This is a genomic window from Andreprevotia sp. IGB-42 (genome assembly GCF_009848685.1).
Taxonomy (GTDB): domain Bacteria; phylum Pseudomonadota; class Gammaproteobacteria; order Burkholderiales; family Chitinibacteraceae; genus Andreprevotia.
The window spans coordinates 22,207-39,036 of record NZ_WXTX01000011.1; the positions used below are offsets into that span (position 1 = coordinate 22,207).

Annotated in this window: 16 protein-coding genes and 1 tRNA gene; 9 read left to right on the forward strand and 8 right to left on the reverse strand. The window is 61.1% G+C overall.

All coding sequences use genetic code 11. The features are described from left to right. Window positions 1-12 precede the first annotated feature (12 nt). The 6 genes from IGB42_RS16125 to coxB are packed head-to-tail and all read right to left on the reverse strand — an operon-like array spanning window position 13 to window position 4,527. On the reverse strand, window positions 13-879 hold the full coding sequence (locus IGB42_RS16125) for a cytochrome c oxidase subunit 3 (RefSeq protein ID WP_159673521.1): 867 nt from the start codon (window positions 877-879) through the stop codon (window positions 13-15). Window positions 880-883: 4 nt separating this feature from the next. Further along, window positions 884-1,063 carry a DUF2970 domain-containing protein gene (locus IGB42_RS16130; RefSeq protein WP_159673523.1) on the reverse strand — a complete coding sequence of 60 codons (180 nt, stop codon included), beginning with the start codon at window positions 1,061-1,063 and terminating at the stop codon, window positions 884-886. After that, entirely contained in the window at window positions 1,060-1,635 is a 576-nt protein-coding gene (locus IGB42_RS16135; RefSeq protein WP_159673525.1) for a cytochrome c oxidase assembly protein, read from the reverse strand. The genes IGB42_RS16130 and IGB42_RS16135 overlap by 4 nt, the downstream gene beginning before the upstream one ends. Before the next feature lie 4 nt (window positions 1,636-1,639). After that, entirely contained in the window at window positions 1,640-1,735 is a 96-nt protein-coding gene (locus IGB42_RS22305; protein ID WP_236822614.1) for a cytochrome oxidase small assembly protein, read from the reverse strand. 1 nt (window position 1,736) lies between these two features. Continuing rightward, window positions 1,737-3,407 carry a cytochrome c oxidase subunit I gene (gene ctaD, locus IGB42_RS16140; RefSeq protein WP_159673527.1) on the reverse strand — a complete coding sequence of 557 codons (1,671 nt, stop codon included), beginning with the start codon at window positions 3,405-3,407 and terminating at the stop codon, window positions 1,737-1,739. A gap of 13 nt (window positions 3,408-3,420) precedes the next feature. Continuing rightward, window positions 3,421-4,527, reverse strand: a complete 1,107-nt coding sequence (gene coxB / locus IGB42_RS16145; protein ID WP_159673529.1) for a cytochrome c oxidase subunit II — start codon at window positions 4,525-4,527, stop codon at window positions 3,421-3,423. A gap of 297 nt (window positions 4,528-4,824) precedes the next feature. On the opposite strand from coxB, the gene IGB42_RS16150 reads away from it, so the two are divergent. The 3 genes from IGB42_RS16150 (at window position 4,825) to IGB42_RS16165 (ending at window position 7,724) form a co-directional block, all read left to right on the forward strand. After that, the gene (locus IGB42_RS16150) at window positions 4,825-5,592 is read left to right on the forward strand and encodes a DUF2189 domain-containing protein (RefSeq protein WP_159673531.1); all 768 of its coding nucleotides are present in this window, start codon (window positions 4,825-4,827) and stop codon (window positions 5,590-5,592) included. A gap of 58 nt (window positions 5,593-5,650) precedes the next feature. Next, window positions 5,651-5,726: transfer RNA gene (locus tag IGB42_RS16155), tRNA-Met, on the forward strand. Window positions 5,727-6,071: 345 nt separating this feature from the next. Continuing rightward, window positions 6,072-7,724 carry a carbohydrate-binding protein gene (locus tag IGB42_RS16165; protein ID WP_201799973.1) on the forward strand — a complete coding sequence of 551 codons (1,653 nt, stop codon included), beginning with the start codon at window positions 6,072-6,074 and terminating at the stop codon, window positions 7,722-7,724. 128 nt (window positions 7,725-7,852) lie between these two features. On the opposite strand, the gene rtcR is transcribed toward IGB42_RS16165, so the two are convergent. Next, the gene (gene rtcR / locus IGB42_RS16170; protein WP_159673533.1) at window positions 7,853-9,445 is read right to left on the reverse strand and encodes an RNA repair transcriptional activator RtcR; all 1,593 of its coding nucleotides are present in this window, start codon (window positions 9,443-9,445) and stop codon (window positions 7,853-7,855) included. 206 nt (window positions 9,446-9,651) lie between these two features. Between rtcR and IGB42_RS16175 the strand changes: the two genes are divergently transcribed. After that, window positions 9,652-11,202, forward strand: coding sequence for a TROVE domain-containing protein (locus IGB42_RS16175; RefSeq protein ID WP_159673536.1), 1,551 nt, complete (start codon window positions 9,652-9,654; stop codon window positions 11,200-11,202). Window positions 11,203-11,929: 727 nt separating this feature from the next. On the opposite strand, the gene IGB42_RS22310 is transcribed toward IGB42_RS16175, so the two are convergent. Beyond that, entirely contained in the window at window positions 11,930-12,190 is a 261-nt protein-coding gene (locus tag IGB42_RS22310) for a hypothetical protein (RefSeq protein ID WP_236822628.1), read from the reverse strand. Window positions 12,191-12,212: 22 nt separating this feature from the next. Here IGB42_RS22310 and IGB42_RS22315 point away from each other — a divergent pair, with 22 nt between their 5' ends. From IGB42_RS22315 to IGB42_RS16200, 5 genes are all read left to right on the forward strand, one after another. Continuing rightward, window positions 12,213-12,392 (forward strand): zinc-ribbon domain containing protein, encoded by a 180-nt coding sequence (locus IGB42_RS22315; protein WP_255461512.1) that lies wholly within the window; start codon window positions 12,213-12,215, stop codon window positions 12,390-12,392. Window positions 12,393-12,419: 27 nt separating this feature from the next. Further along, a complete protein-coding gene (locus IGB42_RS16185) occupies window positions 12,420-13,634 on the forward strand; it encodes an RtcB family protein (RefSeq protein ID WP_201799974.1) in 1,215 nt (404 codons plus the stop codon). Between the two features lie 125 nt (window positions 13,635-13,759). Beyond that, window positions 13,760-14,512, forward strand: coding sequence for a hypothetical protein (locus tag IGB42_RS16190; protein WP_159673542.1), 753 nt, complete (start codon window positions 13,760-13,762; stop codon window positions 14,510-14,512). Window positions 14,513-14,561: 49 nt separating this feature from the next. After that, window positions 14,562-15,986, forward strand: coding sequence for a hypothetical protein (locus IGB42_RS16195; RefSeq protein ID WP_159673544.1), 1,425 nt, complete (start codon window positions 14,562-14,564; stop codon window positions 15,984-15,986). Between the two features lie 13 nt (window positions 15,987-15,999). After that, entirely contained in the window at window positions 16,000-16,803 is an 804-nt protein-coding gene (locus IGB42_RS16200) for a nucleotidyltransferase domain-containing protein (protein ID WP_159673546.1), read from the forward strand. Window positions 16,804-16,830 lie beyond the last annotated feature (27 nt).

A 16,830-nucleotide genomic window follows, 5' to 3' on the forward strand; every position in this document is an offset into this window, starting at 1 on the left:
GGTGTCAGGTGTTCACAGCCAGTACACGAACACGAACAGGATCAGCCACACCACGTCGACAAAGTGCCAGTACCACGCGGTGGCTTCGAAGCCGAAGTGGTGCGCCGCGGTGAAGTGGCCCTTGAGCGTACGGCCCAGCATGGTGATCAGCATGATGGTGCCCACCAGCACGTGCATGCCGTGGAAACCGGTCAGCAGGTAGAAGGTAGCGCCATACGCACCGGATGACAGGTGCAGGTCCATCTCGGTCCACGCGTGGTGGTATTCCACCGCTTGCAGCGTCAGGAACGACAGACCGAGCAGCACGGTGGCCAGCAGGCCGATCTTGAGATGGCTGCGCTTGCCTTCCACCAGGCCCCAGTGCGCCCAGGTCAGCGTGGCGCCCGAGGTCAGCAGCAGCGCGGTGTTGATGGCGGGCAGGCCGAATGCGCCCATCACATGGTAGGGCTCGACCTTGGGGCCGGTGGCTGCCGGCCATACCGCGTTGAAGTTGGACCACAACAGGTCATGCGTGTGCGAGAAGTAACCCAGCTCGGGTACCGAGATGGTGCGGGTGTAGAACAGTGCGCCGAAGAACGCCGCAAAGAACATCACCTCGGAAAAAATGAACCAGCTCATGCCCCAGCGCAGCGAGTGATCGACCTGCAGGCCGTAATCGCCCGCCTGTGCTTCGCGGATCACGTCGCCAAACCAGCCCACGATCATCCAGATCAGGATGGCGAAGCCGCCCAGCAAGATCCATTTGCCCGGTGCAACGCTGTTCATCCAGAATGCGGCGCCCATGCCCATCAGGAACAATGCGATGGAGCCGACGATGGGCCAGCGCGACGGCGCCGGTACGAAGTAATGTGGGTCGTGGACCCCGTTTTCGACGTTCATTCCTCTAGCCTCCCTGGCTTGACACCAGTGTTCGAACCAGCAACAGCACCAGCAATACCAGTACCAGTGCGCAGATTAATCCGGCCGCGATGATCTGGCCGGGCTTGAGTTTGTGTTTCTCGGCGTTGTCGCGTCCGCGTACGCCGAAGAAGGCGGCCAATACTGCTTTGATGGCCGCGATCATGATGATTTCTTCCCTGTCTTGACCGCGGTCTTGGCCACCTCGCCCTCCAGCCGGTGGAAGGTGTAGGACAGCGTGGCTGCCCCAAGCTCTTCCGGCAGTTGCTGGGCCACCGCCAGTACCACGGTCACTTCGCGCTGCTCGCGTGCGGCCAGCGTGAGTGAGTCGAAGCAGAAGCATTCCAGCTTGGTCAGGTAGCCGGCCGAGCGCGGCGGGGCAAAGCTCGGCACCGCCCGCACCAGCAACGCTTCGTCACTGTTGTTGGCAATGCTGAACTTGGCCTTGATGAGCTTGCCCGGCCGTGCCGCCACGATGGGCTCGAGTGCCTCTACCCGGATCGGCAAGCCGTCGGCGATATTGGTATCGAACTCCAGCCGGATGGCGGCCGCGTTGACATCGGCGAGCTCGGGCCGTGCACGGTCGAGGCCCATGAACTGGCAAAAACGGTCGTACATCGGCGACATCGCGTAACCGAAGCCGAACATCAGCCCGGCCGCCAGCGCCAGCTTGATTGCCAGCCGCTTGTTGGCCTTGCTGCGGTCGGCGTTGCCGCCCTGATGTGCCAGCGTGTTCATCGCATCAGCTCGCCAGTGTGGCTTGCTTGATGATGATGGCCACGAAGAAGGCGATGGCAATCACTGCCAGCCACAGTGCCGTTTTTGCGTTCTTGCTCATCTCAGTGCTCCAGTGCCTGCGCTGCGAAGCCCTTGCGCACCAGCGCTTCGTCCGGCGGGGTTTCCCAGGTGTGGTGTGGTGCCGGTGACGGTACTTCCCATTCCAGCGTGTGCGCTTCCCACGGGTTGGCCGGAGCCGGCCCCACGCCACCACGGATGGTGTGGATCACGTTGTAGAGGAAGAACAGCTGGCCCAAGCCGAAGCAGAATGCGCCTACCGATGCCACCGAGTTGAAATCGGTGAACTGCAGCGGGTAATCCGGGATGCGGCGCGGCATGCCGGCCAGGCCCAGGAAGTGCATCGGGAAAAAGGTGACGTTGAACCACACCATCGACCACCAGAAGTGGAACTTGCCGGCCCTCTCGCTGTACATGTGGCCGGTCCACTTGGGTAGCCAGTAGTACACGGCGCCGAACAGGCTGAACAATGCGCCGGCCACCAGCACGTAGTGGAAGTGCGCCACCACGTAATAGGTATCCTGCATCTGCGTATCGATCGGCGCAATGGACAGCACCAGGCCGGAGAAACCGCCCACGGTAAACAGGCAGACAAAGCCGATGGCAAACAGCATGGGTGTTTCGAAGCTGAGCGAACCCTGCCACATGGTGGCAATCCAGTTGAACACCTTCACGCCGGTCGGTACCGCGATCAGCATGGTCATGAACATGAAAAACAGCTGCGCGGTGGGCGGCATGCCGACGGCGAACATGTGGTGGCCCCATACCATGAACGACAGGATGGCGATCGACGAGGTGGCGTACACCATCGATACATAGCCGAACAGCGGCTTGCGCGAAAACGTCGGGATGATCTGGCTGACGATGCCGAAGGCCGGCAGCGCCATGATGTACACCTCGGGGTGACCGAAGAACCAGAAGATATGCTGGAACAGCACCGGATCACCACCGCCGGCCGCCTTGAAGAAATGCGTGCCGAAATGGCGGTCGGTCAGCAGCATGGTGACTGCGCCGGCCAGCACCGGGGCCACTGCAATCAGCAGGTAGGCGGTGATCAGCGAGGTCCAGGCGAACATCGGCATTTTCAGCAGCGTCATGCCCGGTGCGCGCATGTTGAGCACGGTGGTGACGATGTTGATCGAGCCCATGATCGAGCTGATACCCAGCAGGTGGATCGCGAAAATCGCGAAGTCCATGCCCATGCCGCCCTGGATGGACAGTGGCGGGTACAGCGTCCAGCCGCCGGCAGCAGCGCCGCCCGGCACGAACAGCGAGATGATCAGCAACAATGCTGCCGGTGGCAGCAGCCAGAAGCTCCAGTTGTTCATCCGCGCAAACGCCATGTCCGGCGCGCCGATCATCAGCGGCAGCATCCAGTTGGCGAGGCCGGTGAACGCCGGCATGATCGCGCCGAACACCATGATCACGCCGTGCAGCGTGGTCAGCTGGTTGAAGAACTCCGGCTGCCAGAACTGCAGGCCGGGGTGGAACAGCTCGGCACGGATGCCGAGCGCCATGGTGCCGCCAATGATGAACATCGTGAACGCAAACCACAGGTACAGCGTGCCGATATCCTTGTGGTTGGTGGCGTAAAACCAGCGGCGCCAGCCGGTCTGGGCATGGTGGGCGTGGTCGTGTGCATGATCATGGTCGTGCTCGTGGCCATGATCGGCGGGGTGGCCCGCCGGGTGCAGTGCTTCAGTCGCTGCAGACATTTATTGTTCTCCCTTACTTGCGCGCGGCTTTGACATCTTTCGGCTGGATGAAGTCACCGACCTTGTTGCCGAAGCTGTTGCGTTCATACGTGACGACGGCGGCGATCTCGGTATCGGACAAACCGTTCCATGCCGGCATCGCACCCTTGCCGGTCAGCACGATATGCACGTGACCATCGATGGGGCCGGTGGCGATCTTGGAGCCAGCCAGTGCCGGGAACGGGCCACCGCCATGGCCATCTGCCTTGTGGCAGGCCGCGCAGTTGGCTTCGTATACCTTCTGGCCACGGGCGATCAGGTCGTCCTTGGTCCACACCTTGTTCGGATCGTCTGCCGCAGCCTTGGCATCGGCCTGCTTCTTGCTCACCCACGCCTTGTATTCCGCCTGGCTGACTACCTTGACCACGATGGGCATGAAGCCGTGATCACGGCCGCACAGCTCCGAGCACTGGCCGCGGAACACGCCGGTGGTTTCGGCACGGAACCAGGTATCGCGGATGAAGCCGGGAATGGCATCCTGCTTCACGCCGAATGCGGGCATTGCCCACGAGTGGATCACGTCGTTACTGGTGGTGAGGATGCGCACCTTGGTTTTTTCCGGCACCACCAGCGGTTCATCCACTTCAAGCAGGTAGTGCTCGCCCTTGGCGTCGCCAGCCGACTTGTAGTTTTCGATCTGGCTGCGCGGGGTGACGAGCTTGCTCTTGTAGCCGAAGCCGCTGTCCAGGTAGTCGTAGCCCCAGAACCACTGGTAGCCGGTGGCCTTGATGGTGAGCGTGGCGTCGTGGCTGTCTTTCTGGGCCAGTACCACCTTGGCGGCAGGCCAGGCCATGCCGACCAGGATAAGCGCCGGGATCAGCGTCCACAGGATCTCGACCACGGTGTTTTCGTGAAAGGGTTTGGCCTCATGACCGAGCGAGCGCCGGTGCTTGAAGATGGCGTAGAACATCACGCCGAATACCGCACAGAAGATCACCACGATCATCAGCATGATCCACGTATGCAGATCACGGATATCGTGAGCGATCAGGGTTTGCGGGGGTTGAAAATCGAACTTGCTGTTCGCACAGGCGAACGAAGAACTCAGGGCCAATAGAGCCCCACTACGCCAAACACGCATCCATGCACCTCCCAGTGATTACATGGCGTCGGCTCGCGCGTATTTGTGAGTGTTTGCGCTGCCGGCGTCTCTAATAACAGGGGCAGCCGAGCGTGCGGACATGGTCCGGCCCGTATGCGCCCCCTTTTGCTTTCTTATTAAGCTAGCAAAAAAACAGGAATAAGCAATCTTGCACTGCACAAAAATATCTTGACAAATACCGTTCGTCTGATTTTGGTGCATACATGCACTGAAATGGACTACATCTTCGTAACGCACTGCAAGTTGCGTCCATTCGAATAATAAGGGAGGTAAGTCATGGATTTGCATCTGGATACGCTGGACCAGCACTTCAGCTTGCCCAAGACCGGCAAGGTGGAAATGTCTCGTCCTTTCAGCTGGTTACGTCGCGCCGTGCAGGATTTGCTGGCCCACCCGCTGCCCAGCCTGGGCTACGGCGTACTCACCGTACTGACAGGCTGGCTGGTACTCGCGATTGCTGCAAAGTACACCTACCTTTCGACATTCTCCGTTACCGGTTATTTATTGCTGGCACCACTGTGCGCCGCAGGCATCTACGAGCTTACCAGTGAGCGGGAGGAGGGCCGGGAGACCTCTTTTGCCCAATCGATCCACGATCTGATGAAGAATTTCGGCCAACTGGCGTTCCTCGGCGCCATCCTCGGCATGATCGCCATCGCGTGGGAACGTGTATCGGCCATCCTGTTTGCGCTGTTCTACGGTGGCGAAGCCGTCACCATGGATGGCTTCCTGCAGGCACTGACCGGGGAATACGCAGGCTTCACCATTGCCTGGGTGGTGGGCGGGTTGATCATGTCGTGCATCGTGTTTGCGCTGACCGCCGTTTCCATCCCCATGCTGGCTGATCGCGAAGTGGATGTGGTGACCGCGATGATGACCAGCGTGCGCGTGGTGGCAGAAAACCTGCCGGCCATGTTGCTGTGGGCTGCCATCATCGTGACACTGACACTGATCGGCTTTGCCACCTTGCTGGTGGGCTTCGCGGTGATCTTCCCCATCCTTGGGCACGCTACGTGGATTGCCTATAAAGACCTCGTGGAGTGAGTATTCTGCGATAGGGCTTGACCGAACCCGCCAGGCACGTTAATATCGCTTTCTCTGTCGCGGGATGGAGCAGTTGGCAGCTCGTCGGGCTCATAACCCGAAGGTCACAGGTTCGAGTCCTGTTCCCGCAACCAATACTAAGCCCCTGATTCAACGGTGACGTTGATCAGGGGCTTTTTCATTGCCTCGCCCCAAGTCTGCTTTCCGCTGCCTGTGTTTGTCGGGCTGGCGCATCCGGTTTTCCTTCCCGCTCCTCGTTCCGCCCTCGCAGCCGGCATTGCCGTGGCAGCCAAGTGTTTGCCTTGCCTGCAGGGGTATGCGCAATTCGAACAAATGCCCATGGCACATTCAGACATTTCTGCAGCAGGCGGGCTGAGTCAGGATATGGCGTGCGCTGCTACGTGCTTGATTAACAAACCAAATCGTTTGTTCTGGCCGCTGGCGGTGCCGACATAAAACCACCTGGATGGATGAGGCAGATGAAAAACAAGCACCTATTTGCGCTGGGCGCGCTGGCGGCTTCCGCCATTGCCGCCTATGCACTTGCAGCCTACCCGGCCTGGGCCGAAGGCAATACCTATACCGCCGGTACCTTCGTGAGCTACAACGGCCGCGATTACCAGGCACTGATCACCCATACCGCGTATGTGGGGGCGGGCTGGACGCCGGCTGTCACCAATACGCTGTGGAAAGACCTGGGGCCATCGTCCGGCACGCCGGCTACGCCGGTGCCCACGGCCACCCCGAAGCCGACCGTTGCTCCTACGGCCACGCCAGCCCCGACCGCAACACCGCGGCCGACCGCCACGCCTGCGCCTACCACGGTGCCGGGCTGCACGTTCACCAACTGGACTGCAGGGGTGAACTACCCGCTGGGCGCGGTGGTGAAGTACCTGCCCAATGGCAATTTCTATAAAGAAGTGAACGTCACCAGCAACGGTAGCGACGGCACCAATCCCACCATCAGCACTTGGTACTGGGCGCCCACAACCTGCGGTACCGCTACGCCAGTGCCGAGCGCCACCCCAAGGCCGACTACCGCACCTACATCAACACCGGTGCCGACCGCCATACCAACCACGGTACCGGCTTGCACCTTCGTGACCTGGACCACCGGCGTGAACTACCCGCTGGGCACCATCGTGAAGTACCCGGCCAACGGCCTGTACTACAAGGAAGTGGCCGTAGGCGCGAATGGCAGCGATGCCACCGATCCCACTATCAGCACTTATTACTGGCAGCCCACGACTTGCGGCACCGGTTCGGTCACACCGACACCGAAGCCGACCACCGTGCCCACCGTGGTGCCGACCACGGTACCGGGTAACCTGTCGAAGATCGTCGGTGGCTACTGGCCCAACTGGCCGCCAGCGCAGATCCGCATCAAGGATGTGCATCCCAACTACAACCTGATCTACCTGTTTGCCGCAGTGCCGGAAGGTGGCGCGCCGGGAACGACCGGCCGGGTGATCTGGAATGCGCCGGGCAACGGGCGTGGCGCGGCAGACAATCTGGTGCCGGACATCCAGTACGCACGCAGTGTGCAGGGCCGCAAGATCATCCTCTCGGTAGGGGGTGCCGGTAATGGCATGAGCTTCCCGACGCGCGCCAAATCGCAGAACTTCGTCGATAGCGTGGCAGGCATCTACAACCAGCTGGGTGGCTTCGACGGCCTGGACTGGAACACCTTCGAGGGTAACCAGACGCCGGATACCGCGGAAATGATCTGGATCAGCCTGGAGCTGAAGCGCCGTTATCCGGGCTTCATCATCTCCGCGCCGCCAGCGCCGTGGAATGCCGTGGACAAGACCTTCTGCCAGGCAATGGTGCAAGCCGGTGCGATGAACTACGTGGCCCCGCAATACTACGACGGCCCCAACCTCGCAGACCCTGCCTATGTGGTGAACAACATCAAGGAATGGGTAACGCTGGTTGGCGCCAACCACTTGGTGATCGGTTTCGGCGTGAACAGCGCCACCAACTACATGAGCATTGACCAGGCCGTATCGACGTGGAACCAGGTCAAGGCCAACAGCCCGGGCATCCTGGGTGGCTTCGACTGGCAGATCGGCACGGATGAAACGCAAGGCTGGCCGTTTGCCACCACGATGAAACCGTTGATCAACCCGTAAACGCCTGCATCCGCTCCGTTGCCGGGGCGGCCCGCAAGCATGCAGCGGCCACATCTCTTTGCGGGGTGTGGCCGTTTTCTTTGCTGCGTCGGGAATGCGCTGGGGTGATGGCCGCCAGAGGGTCGAGTTTACGCAATGACCACGCGGATCTGCTGCCAATCCAGCTCGAAGCGCGCCAGATACTTGCGTAGCCGGTCCGCATCGTTAGCCTTGGCTTTTTCCTGGCGCGAGATACCGAACAGCCGCCGCCCCGCATCCGATAGCGAGCTGCTTTGCCCGCATACGGCGATGACGTTTTCCAGCTGCAGGCGATCGAACAGATCGAGCGTGGCCGCGCTATCGCCCAGCAGTTCATCCAGCGGGCTGCTGACCGTGTTGCGCCATGCCTGCTGCAGCCGGCCGATTTCTTCCTGCACGCATTCCACACTGATACGCCCGCCGTCCGCCAGCGTGGCCATGCGCGTGACCGATGCGGACAACTCGCGGAAGTTGCCGGCCCACAGGGCGCCCGGCGCGGTGGCAAATTTCAGGTAGGCCTGCCGGGCCTCCGCATTGAAGCGCACTTGCTCGCCCTGCTCGCGTGCAAAGCGGGCCAGTTCGAATGCGAGGTTGGGCTCCAGGTCTTCCGATCGCTCGGCCAGGCCGGGCAGCCCATAGGTCCACAGGTTGATGCGGGCATACAGGTCTTCACGGAATTTGCCTTCACTCACCCACTGTTTCAGATCACGTACCGTGCCGGCGATCAGCTGGAAATCGCTGTCCACTTCGCGGTCGCTACCGAAAGGGAAGAAGCGCTTCTCTTCGATGGCCTTGAGCAACATCGCCTGTTCATCCAGCCCCAGCTCGCCGATTTCGTCCAGAAACAGCAACCCGCCATCGGCACTGCGCAGCAGGCCAGCACGCTCGGTTTGCGCGCCGGTGAACGCGCCTTTTACATGGCCGAACAACGCGGACATCGCGCTATCGCCGCGCAGCGTGGCGCAGTTCACTTCGACAAAACGCCCGGCCAGCTGATGCCGGGCCTTTTTCATTTCATAGATACGGCGGGCGAGGAAGGATTTGCCTGCCCCGGTAGGGCCGCACAGCAGCATCGGCGCTTTGGAGCGCACCGCGACGCGTTCGATCTGCTCGATCATGCGGTTGAAGCGCGCATTGCGCGTGGCAATGCCGGATTTCAGGAACGATACCGATTCATCGCGCTCTTCTGCAAAGCGGCTGGCAATCTTGTCGTAGCGCGACAGATCCAGGTCGATCACCGCATAACTGCCGGTGACATCGCCCACTTCCTTCTTGCGCGGCGGCGAGGTCTGCACCAGCCGGGCGGGCAGGTAGCGTGCTTCGGCCAGCAAAAACCAGCAAATCTGCGCCACGTGCGTACCGGTGGTGATGTGGATCAGGTAATCCTCGGCCTCGGTATCGAAGGTGTAGCCGTGCGTGTAGTCGAGCAGCGCCGCGTACACCTCTTCGAAATCCCACGGATCACGCAGGTCGGTCAGCACGCTGCGCACTTCCGTCTCTGGCGATACCTTGGCGATGTCCTGCTTCAGCCGGTCGAACAGGCTCTGGCTGCGCGTGTCGTGCAGCAGCTCGATGCGGTCGATCACCAGGTCTTCCTGCTGGCACAGCCCCACGGTGGGCCGCCATTTTTCCCAGCGCTGCCCGCCACGGCCGGCGTAATCGAGCACGGTGCCCACGAAGCCGATGGCAACAGTCTTGCGCATGATCTTATCCAGAAAGATAAATTGATATTTTATGGTATCAGAATGTGTGGGGGTGGCAGGCCTGAAATCAGGATGAGGTAGAGGATTTGAAATGGATATAAATCATATTTATCAATTGGTTATCTATTTGATTTTCTGGGTGTGGGGAGGGCTGGCACGGCCATTGCACTAGGGTAGGCACTCAACGAAGAAAGCGAGATGCCGAAATGGCCAACCAGCAACTGTTCAAAACCTTGCTCGCCACACTGCCTGCCACCACCGCAGTGAATCAGAATAATGCCCCGGCATACGCCTACTCTGCCCGCCACAAGCTGGCCCAGCTGGCAGTGACGGGTTGCATGAACCACACCTACTACGCCAACGGCGAAGCCCAGCTGGCCGATGTGTTGGCGTTGTGTGCAGAGGTCGATGCGGCCTTCATCGCCAAGACAGCGATATATGCCCGCCAGCGCGGCCAGATGAAGGATATGCCGGCATTGCTGACGGCAGTGCTGGCCAGCAAGGATGCTGCGCTGTTGCCGGCCGTGTTTGGCCAGGTGATCGATAACGGCAAGATGCTGCGCAACTTCGTGCAGATCATGCGTAGCGGGGCTACCGGGCGCAAATCGCTTGGATCACGCCCCAAGAAGCTGGTGCAGGTATGGCTGAACAAGGCAACAGAAATGCAGTTGCTGCAGGCATCGGTAGGGAATGCGCCTTCGCTGGCGGACGTGGTGAAGATGGTTCACCCCAAGCCCACCGAACCGTGGCGCGAAGCGTTCTTTGCCTGGTTGATCGGCAAGCCGTTCGATGCCGCGCAGTTGCCGCCATTGACGCGTGAACTGCTGGCATTCCGTGCCGGTGGTGCGGTGAACCTGCCGCAGGTGCCGTTCCAGTTGCTGAGCAACGAGAAGCTGACCGCACGGGATTGGGCGCAACTGGCCCAGACCATGGGTTGGCAGGCGCTGCGGATGAATCTGAACACACTGGCTCGTCAGGGCGCACTTGCATTGCCTGGCGTGGCGCAGCAGGTTGCTGATCGTCTGGCCGACCCGGCTGCGGTAGCCAAAGCGCGTGTGTATCCGTACCAGCTACTGATTGCATATCAGATGGCGGGTGCGGATGTGCCCGGCGTGATCAAGGAGGCGCTGCAGGATGCGCTGGACGCCGCATTGAGCAATGTGCCCAAGCTGGAAGGGCAGGTGGTGGTGTGCCCGGATGTATCGGGCTCCATGCATAGCCCGGTTACCGGGTATCGGCAGGGGGCAACGACATCGGTGCGTTGCGTTGATGTGGCTGCCTTGGTGGCCGCGGCGATGCTGCGCCTCCACCCTGATGCACGGGTATTGCCGTTTGAAGTGAACGTGGTGGATATCAAGCTGAACCCGCGTGATGCAGTGATGACGAATGCGCAGAAGCTGGCAGCTGTCGGTGGTGGCGGAACGAACTGCTCTGCACCGCTGGCCAGGCTGGTGGCTGAGGGCGCCAAGGTGGATACGGTGATCATGGTTTCGGATAACGAATCCTGGATCAATGCCAGGCGCGCCAAAGCGACTGAAACGATGAAGCAGTGGGCATTGATCAAGCGGCGCAACCCGCAAGCCAGGTTGATCTGCATTGATCTGCAGCCCTATGGCACCACGCAAGCGCAGGAGCAACAGGACATCCTGAATGTGGGTGGCTTTGGTGATGCGGTATTCGATGTGATCGCGCAGTTTGCGGCAGGCAGCTTTGGTGCCGGGCACTGGGTGGATGCGATCGATGTCACACCGTTGTAGCCGACTGTAGCACCCCGTGCCTGAAGGCACGGGCCGATCAAACAGCGCGCTGGCCCATGGGCGGGCGCCGGGTTTAAAAGTTTCCCGGTAACGCGTGAATGCAGGCTGGAACTACAGCTGATTCGGGACGCGCTCGCAAGGGCGTGCCCGGGGCGGGCAACCGCCTGGTTCCACCGATGTTGTCACGCGTTAACGGGGGTACGAATGCGTGTGGGTGTACATAACGGTACCCAGCCGGTTCGAAGCCGGCCCGCGCGAAAGCGTGAGAACACTCGCAAATTTTGTCGTACCGACGGTTTTTCGGCGAATGCTGGCGGAACTACACCCTGTCACGGTCGCGATGCGGGTTCGAATCCCGTCGGCCCCAAGGTATCGGGGCCGTAGTTCAACTGGTTAGAACACGAAATATGTTTCGCCAATTCTTGTCGCCGATCTTTTTGCAGTTGGCCTGTGTGCGTGTTGCCTGGTGCGGCAGTACGCAGGCCCATGAAATGAGTGGAATAAACGTTTTTTGGCGAATGCCTGTGGAACTACATAGAAAACTGTCGCGGGTTCGATCCCCGTCAGCTCCGATACGATGGGGCTGTAGCTCAGTGGTAGAGCATTTCATGTTTCACGCACTTTTGTCGCCATCCTTTTCAACTTGCTGCTTGTGGCAGCAGGCGCTTTTCCCGGCGAATGCCGCTGGAACTACAGGTAGAGCAACCGCTGTGCGGGAGGCCCGGGTTCAAATCCCGGACGGAAAATGATCCGGAAGCTCAGTCACTGTTTCGGCAAAACGTTGTCGCCACCCTTCAGCAATATTCAGAGAGACATAGCGAGCATGTGAGATGCAAAGCGGAAAGCAGAAGCGCACAGCCATCATGGCAAAGCGCAAGGTAAAGCAGGAAAGGTTGTGTACGGTACTTGCAGCGGTGGTGCCACCGCGCAGGATCATCAGACCGAAAGGCAGCGTACCAGTTGATGTATGGGCGCTGGCGCCGAACAACTCATACGGTACGCCAGCATTTGTGCAGCGCGGTTACTACGAGGACATCACCTTCACCTGCCGCGATTGCGGTGCCCGACAGGTGTGGACGGCCAGCCGGCAGCAGTGGTGGTACGAAACCGCCAAGGGCTATGTGTATTCCACCGCAGTACGGTGCCTTGGCTGCCGGCAGCAGCGCCGGCGAGCACTCGGTGGACAATGAAGAATGAATCGGGAAGAGAACAAGATCATGAGCAAGCAACAAATTCTGGAAGTGGCCAACGGCAAGCCGATCAAGATGTGGACCGAAGGCGTGGTGGTGGACGATAGCGCGCGTGAGCAATTGATGGATACCGCGAAGATGCCTTTCATCTACAAGCACCTGGCGGTGATGCCGGATGTGCATCTGGGTAAGGGTTCCACCATTGGTAGCGTGATCCCCACGCAGGGCGCGATCATCCCGGCGGCGGTGGGTGTGGATATCGGCTGCGGAATGATGGCCGCGCGTACCACGCTGACCGCAGCAGACCTGCCGGATAACCTGGCCGGGCTACGCTCGGCAATCGAGGCGGCTGTGCCGCACGGTAAAACCATGGGTAAACGCGATAAGGGGGCGTGGGATACGCCGCCGGAATCAGTGGATGCGATGTGGGCCGGGCTGCAGGGCGGTTTCAAGCAGATTACCCAGAAATACCCCAAGCTGGAGCGCACCAACAACCATAAACATCTGGGAACCCTGGGAACCGGTAATCACTTTATCGAAGTGTGCCTGGATGAAGAAAACCGCGTGTGGTTCATGCTGCATTCCGGGTCACGCGGGGTAGGGAACGCGATCGGTAACCTGTTCATCGAACTGGCACAGGCGGATATGCGCCAGCACATCGCCAACTTGCCGCACCGCGATCTGGCCTACTTCACCGAAGGCAGCCAGCATTTCGATGACTACGTGGAGGCGGTGGGTTGGGCACAGGATTACGCACGGCATAACCGCGCCGCGATGATGCAGAACGTGATCGCCGCTGCGCGCAAGATCATCACCAAGCCGTTTGCCGCGGATGTGGAGGCGGTGAACTGCCACCATAACTATGTGCAGAAGGAAACGCACTTCGGTAACGAAGTACTGGTAACCCGCAAGGGGGCGGTATCGGCGCAAAAAGGGCAACTGGGGATCATTCCGGGGTCGATGGGGGCCAAGAGCTTCATCGTGCGCGGATTGGGGAACGAAGAAGCGTTCTGTTCCTGCAGCCACGGCGCCGGGCGCACCATGAGCCGTACCCAGGCCAAGAAGCGCTTTACCGTGGACGACCAGATCCGCGCGACCGCACACGTGGAATGCCGCAAGGATGCGGATGTGATCGATGAAATCCCCATGGCGTACAAGGATATCGATGCGGTGATGAACGCGCAGTCGGAGCTGGTGGAAGTGGTGCATACCTTGCGGCAGGTGGTGTGTGTGAAGGGGTGACAGATGTCCAGGGCAAGTAGTAATGAAGAAAATGCATCACAACCCGCCCCGCCTGCCGCCTGGCCATCAAGTTCGCCACGCGCGCGCCGGTTGCGCTGTTGTTCCGGCGCGGGCCGACGGATTGGGTGCAATTGATCCGCTGGGATACCGCCAACGATACGTTCGAGCTGGGGCAGTGGTTCAGGGGGCGGATTTACGAACAGATGAGTGATCTGTCCGATGATGGCGAATTGTTGCTGTATGTGGCGCGCAAAGGCGGGCAGCGTACGCTGGATGAACTGGGTTCGGATACCTGGACGGCGATCAGCCGGCCGCCGTATGTGACGGCGCTGGCGTTGTGGCCGCATGCTGGCTATTGCGGTGGCGGGGTATTCAGCGGGCATCGCGAAGCGCTGCTTTATATCTCCGGCGGGATGTTGCAGGCGCATGCCGGCCATGAGCCGCAAGGCTTGCAGGTGCAGGCGTACGATCAGCTGGATGAGGCCGCAGTCAACGCACTGGCCGGGCGGCGCAATGCGTGGCGATGGGACGATGGCGAACGCAAACATGGCTGGCAGCTGACTGCCCGCCGGGAAAGAACCGCGCCGGATGGCGTATTGCAGCTGATCGCTACGGCGCGGCCGCACAAGGTGCCACGGCAGGTGGTGCGGCCGATCGAGCAGTTTGTATTGCGCAGCTCGCATGGCGATATACCGCTGGGGGATGCGGATTTTGTCGATTTCGATCAGCGCGGGCGCGTGGTGCTGGCTCGCGGTGGTGAACTGTGGCTTTGCGATGAACTGCTGGCCACGCCATTGCGCTGGCGCATGCTGGCGGATTTTTCTGCGCAGCGCCCGCAAACCGGGGCTGCGCCGCAGTGGGCAACCGTATGGCCGTAGCAGCATGCTGCCGGGCTGGTGGCAGCCGGCACCATTGAAAGGATAAGCAATGATGGATCTGAAATTCCGTGCCTGGCTGGACAACCTGCTGGGCCAGCCTGCCCGGCACGTGGTGCCGGATACACTGCGCATGCGGCAAAGCAGCCATGAAAACCCGCAACAGGTCTTTGCCGATGTGGCCGCGCAGCTGCGCATGCTGCCGGGCCGCCTGCACGAACTGGCCGAATCGCGCAGCGGTTACGAGCGCGAGGGTGTGCTGTGTTTTCTGGCCGACAAGATGGATACGCGCAGCCTGGCCATCGTGATTGCACGGCTGAATGACTGGGTGCCACAGGTGCGCGCACGCGCTGAGCAGATCTACCGCAGCTACCTGCTTGCCGGGCGTGTTGATGATCTGCTGGCGTGCATCGACGGCCTATACGGGCTGCAACAGAAGCAACGCGTGGATCATGCTGCGCTGCTGCAGGATACCTATACGCTGCTGCTGCACCCGCAGCATCTGCCCGGCGTGCGGCAGGCGTTGCAGCGGGGCCGGGGCGGCGCGGCACGCTTTCTGCTGGGCCTGTTGCTGCAGCATACCGATATCGCGCAGGCGGCCCGGGAAGGCATGCGCCACAGTGATCCGGCGGTGCGGCAGCAGGCACTGACCGCCGGGGTGCAACTGCCACCGCCGGTGGGCTGGGCGATCCTGATGGCGGGCTTGACCGACCGCGCACCGGCGGTGCGCAGCCAGGCCATCCGCCTGGTGATGGGCACACCGCTCACCGATAACGACAAGCTGCAGCTGTGCCAGCGCATGCTGCTGGATATCAGCCTGGGCCCGCGCGAGATCGCCTGCTGGCATGCCGCGCGGCTGGGGCTGGATGTGCGGCGTTTTTATCAGGAGGCCATCGGCCGCGCGGGTTTGTCGGAGCGCGAACTGATGGTGCTGATGTGGGAGGCCGTGCATTACAAGCTGGCAGAGGGCTTTGCACTGGCGGAAAAGCACCTCGGCCATCGCCGGGCGCTGGTGCGGCTGGCGGCGATACGCGCATTGCTGGTGCTGGCACCGGAGCGGCGGAGCGAGGTACTGGAGCGAGTATGGCTCGATCCATCCCGCAAGCTCAAACGCTATGTGCTGGCGCTGATCGGCGACGGGCTGGCGCTGCAGAGCGATGCGCTGTATCACGCAGCCCACGCGGCCTGGCTGCGCGACGACAACTGGCTGGCGCTGGCGCTCAGCAAACGCCTGAGTGACTGGCAACATCTTGAGCTGCAACTGGCGCTGCTGGATGAGCCACGGCTGCAGGCCAGCGTGCTGGCGCAATTGGCCCCGCTGAACCAGCCGTATAACTGGCTGGCTTATGCGCGCCCGTATGGCGACGATCAACAACGCATTGCCGCACTGCTGCAGCGTGCAGCGGTACGGCAGCAATTGAACACATTACCGCATCTGGTGGCCGGGCTGGCAAAGGCCGGCCTCTGGACCGAATAGGACAGGAATAGTCATGACAACCATCCGTTTTGCCCACCCGATCTCGGACGAGATCCGCGCGCGGGTGCTGGCCGAGCTGCAAGCAATCGAGGCGCGCCACGATGTGCACGTGCTGTTTGCCTGTGAATCCGGCAGCCGCGGCTGGGGCTTTGCATCGCCCGACAGTGATTACGATGTGCGCTTTCTGTACGTACACAAGCTGGACTGGTACCTGAAGGTGGAAGCGCAGCGCGACGTGATCGAGCTGCCCATCGACGACGAGCTGGATATCAGCGGCTGGGAGCTGCGCAAGGCATTGCAGCTGCTGCGTGGCTCCAACCCGACCTTGTTCGAGTGGCTGGATTCACCGGTGATCTACCGCGAGGATGCGGCACTGGCCGCGCAACTGCGCGCGCTGGCGCCGGACTTCTTCTCGAGCCGCAAGGGCCGCTGGCATTACCTGGCGATGGCGCACAAGAACTTCCGTGGCTACCTGCAAGGCGAGCGCGTGCGGTTGAAGAAGTATCTGTACGTGATACGCCCGCTGCTGGCCGCGCAATGGGTGGATGCCGGCCGTGGCATGCCGCCGATGCGCTTTGCCGAGCTGGCCGACGCCATGGTGACAGACCTTACGCTGCGCGATGAAATCAACCAGCTGCTGACGGTGAAGATGAGCACCGGCGAGGCCGAATACGGCGCGCGCTTCCCGCTGATCCACGCGTTCATCGAGCAAAACCTGAACCTGGATTCGGCCCCGGCCGATTACAAGAAGCCGCAAGGCGACGATGCCGCGCTGGACCGCTTGCTGTTCGATGCCGTGCACGCCGCAACGCAGTAAAAAAATAGACACTCCGCCGCCGTAGCC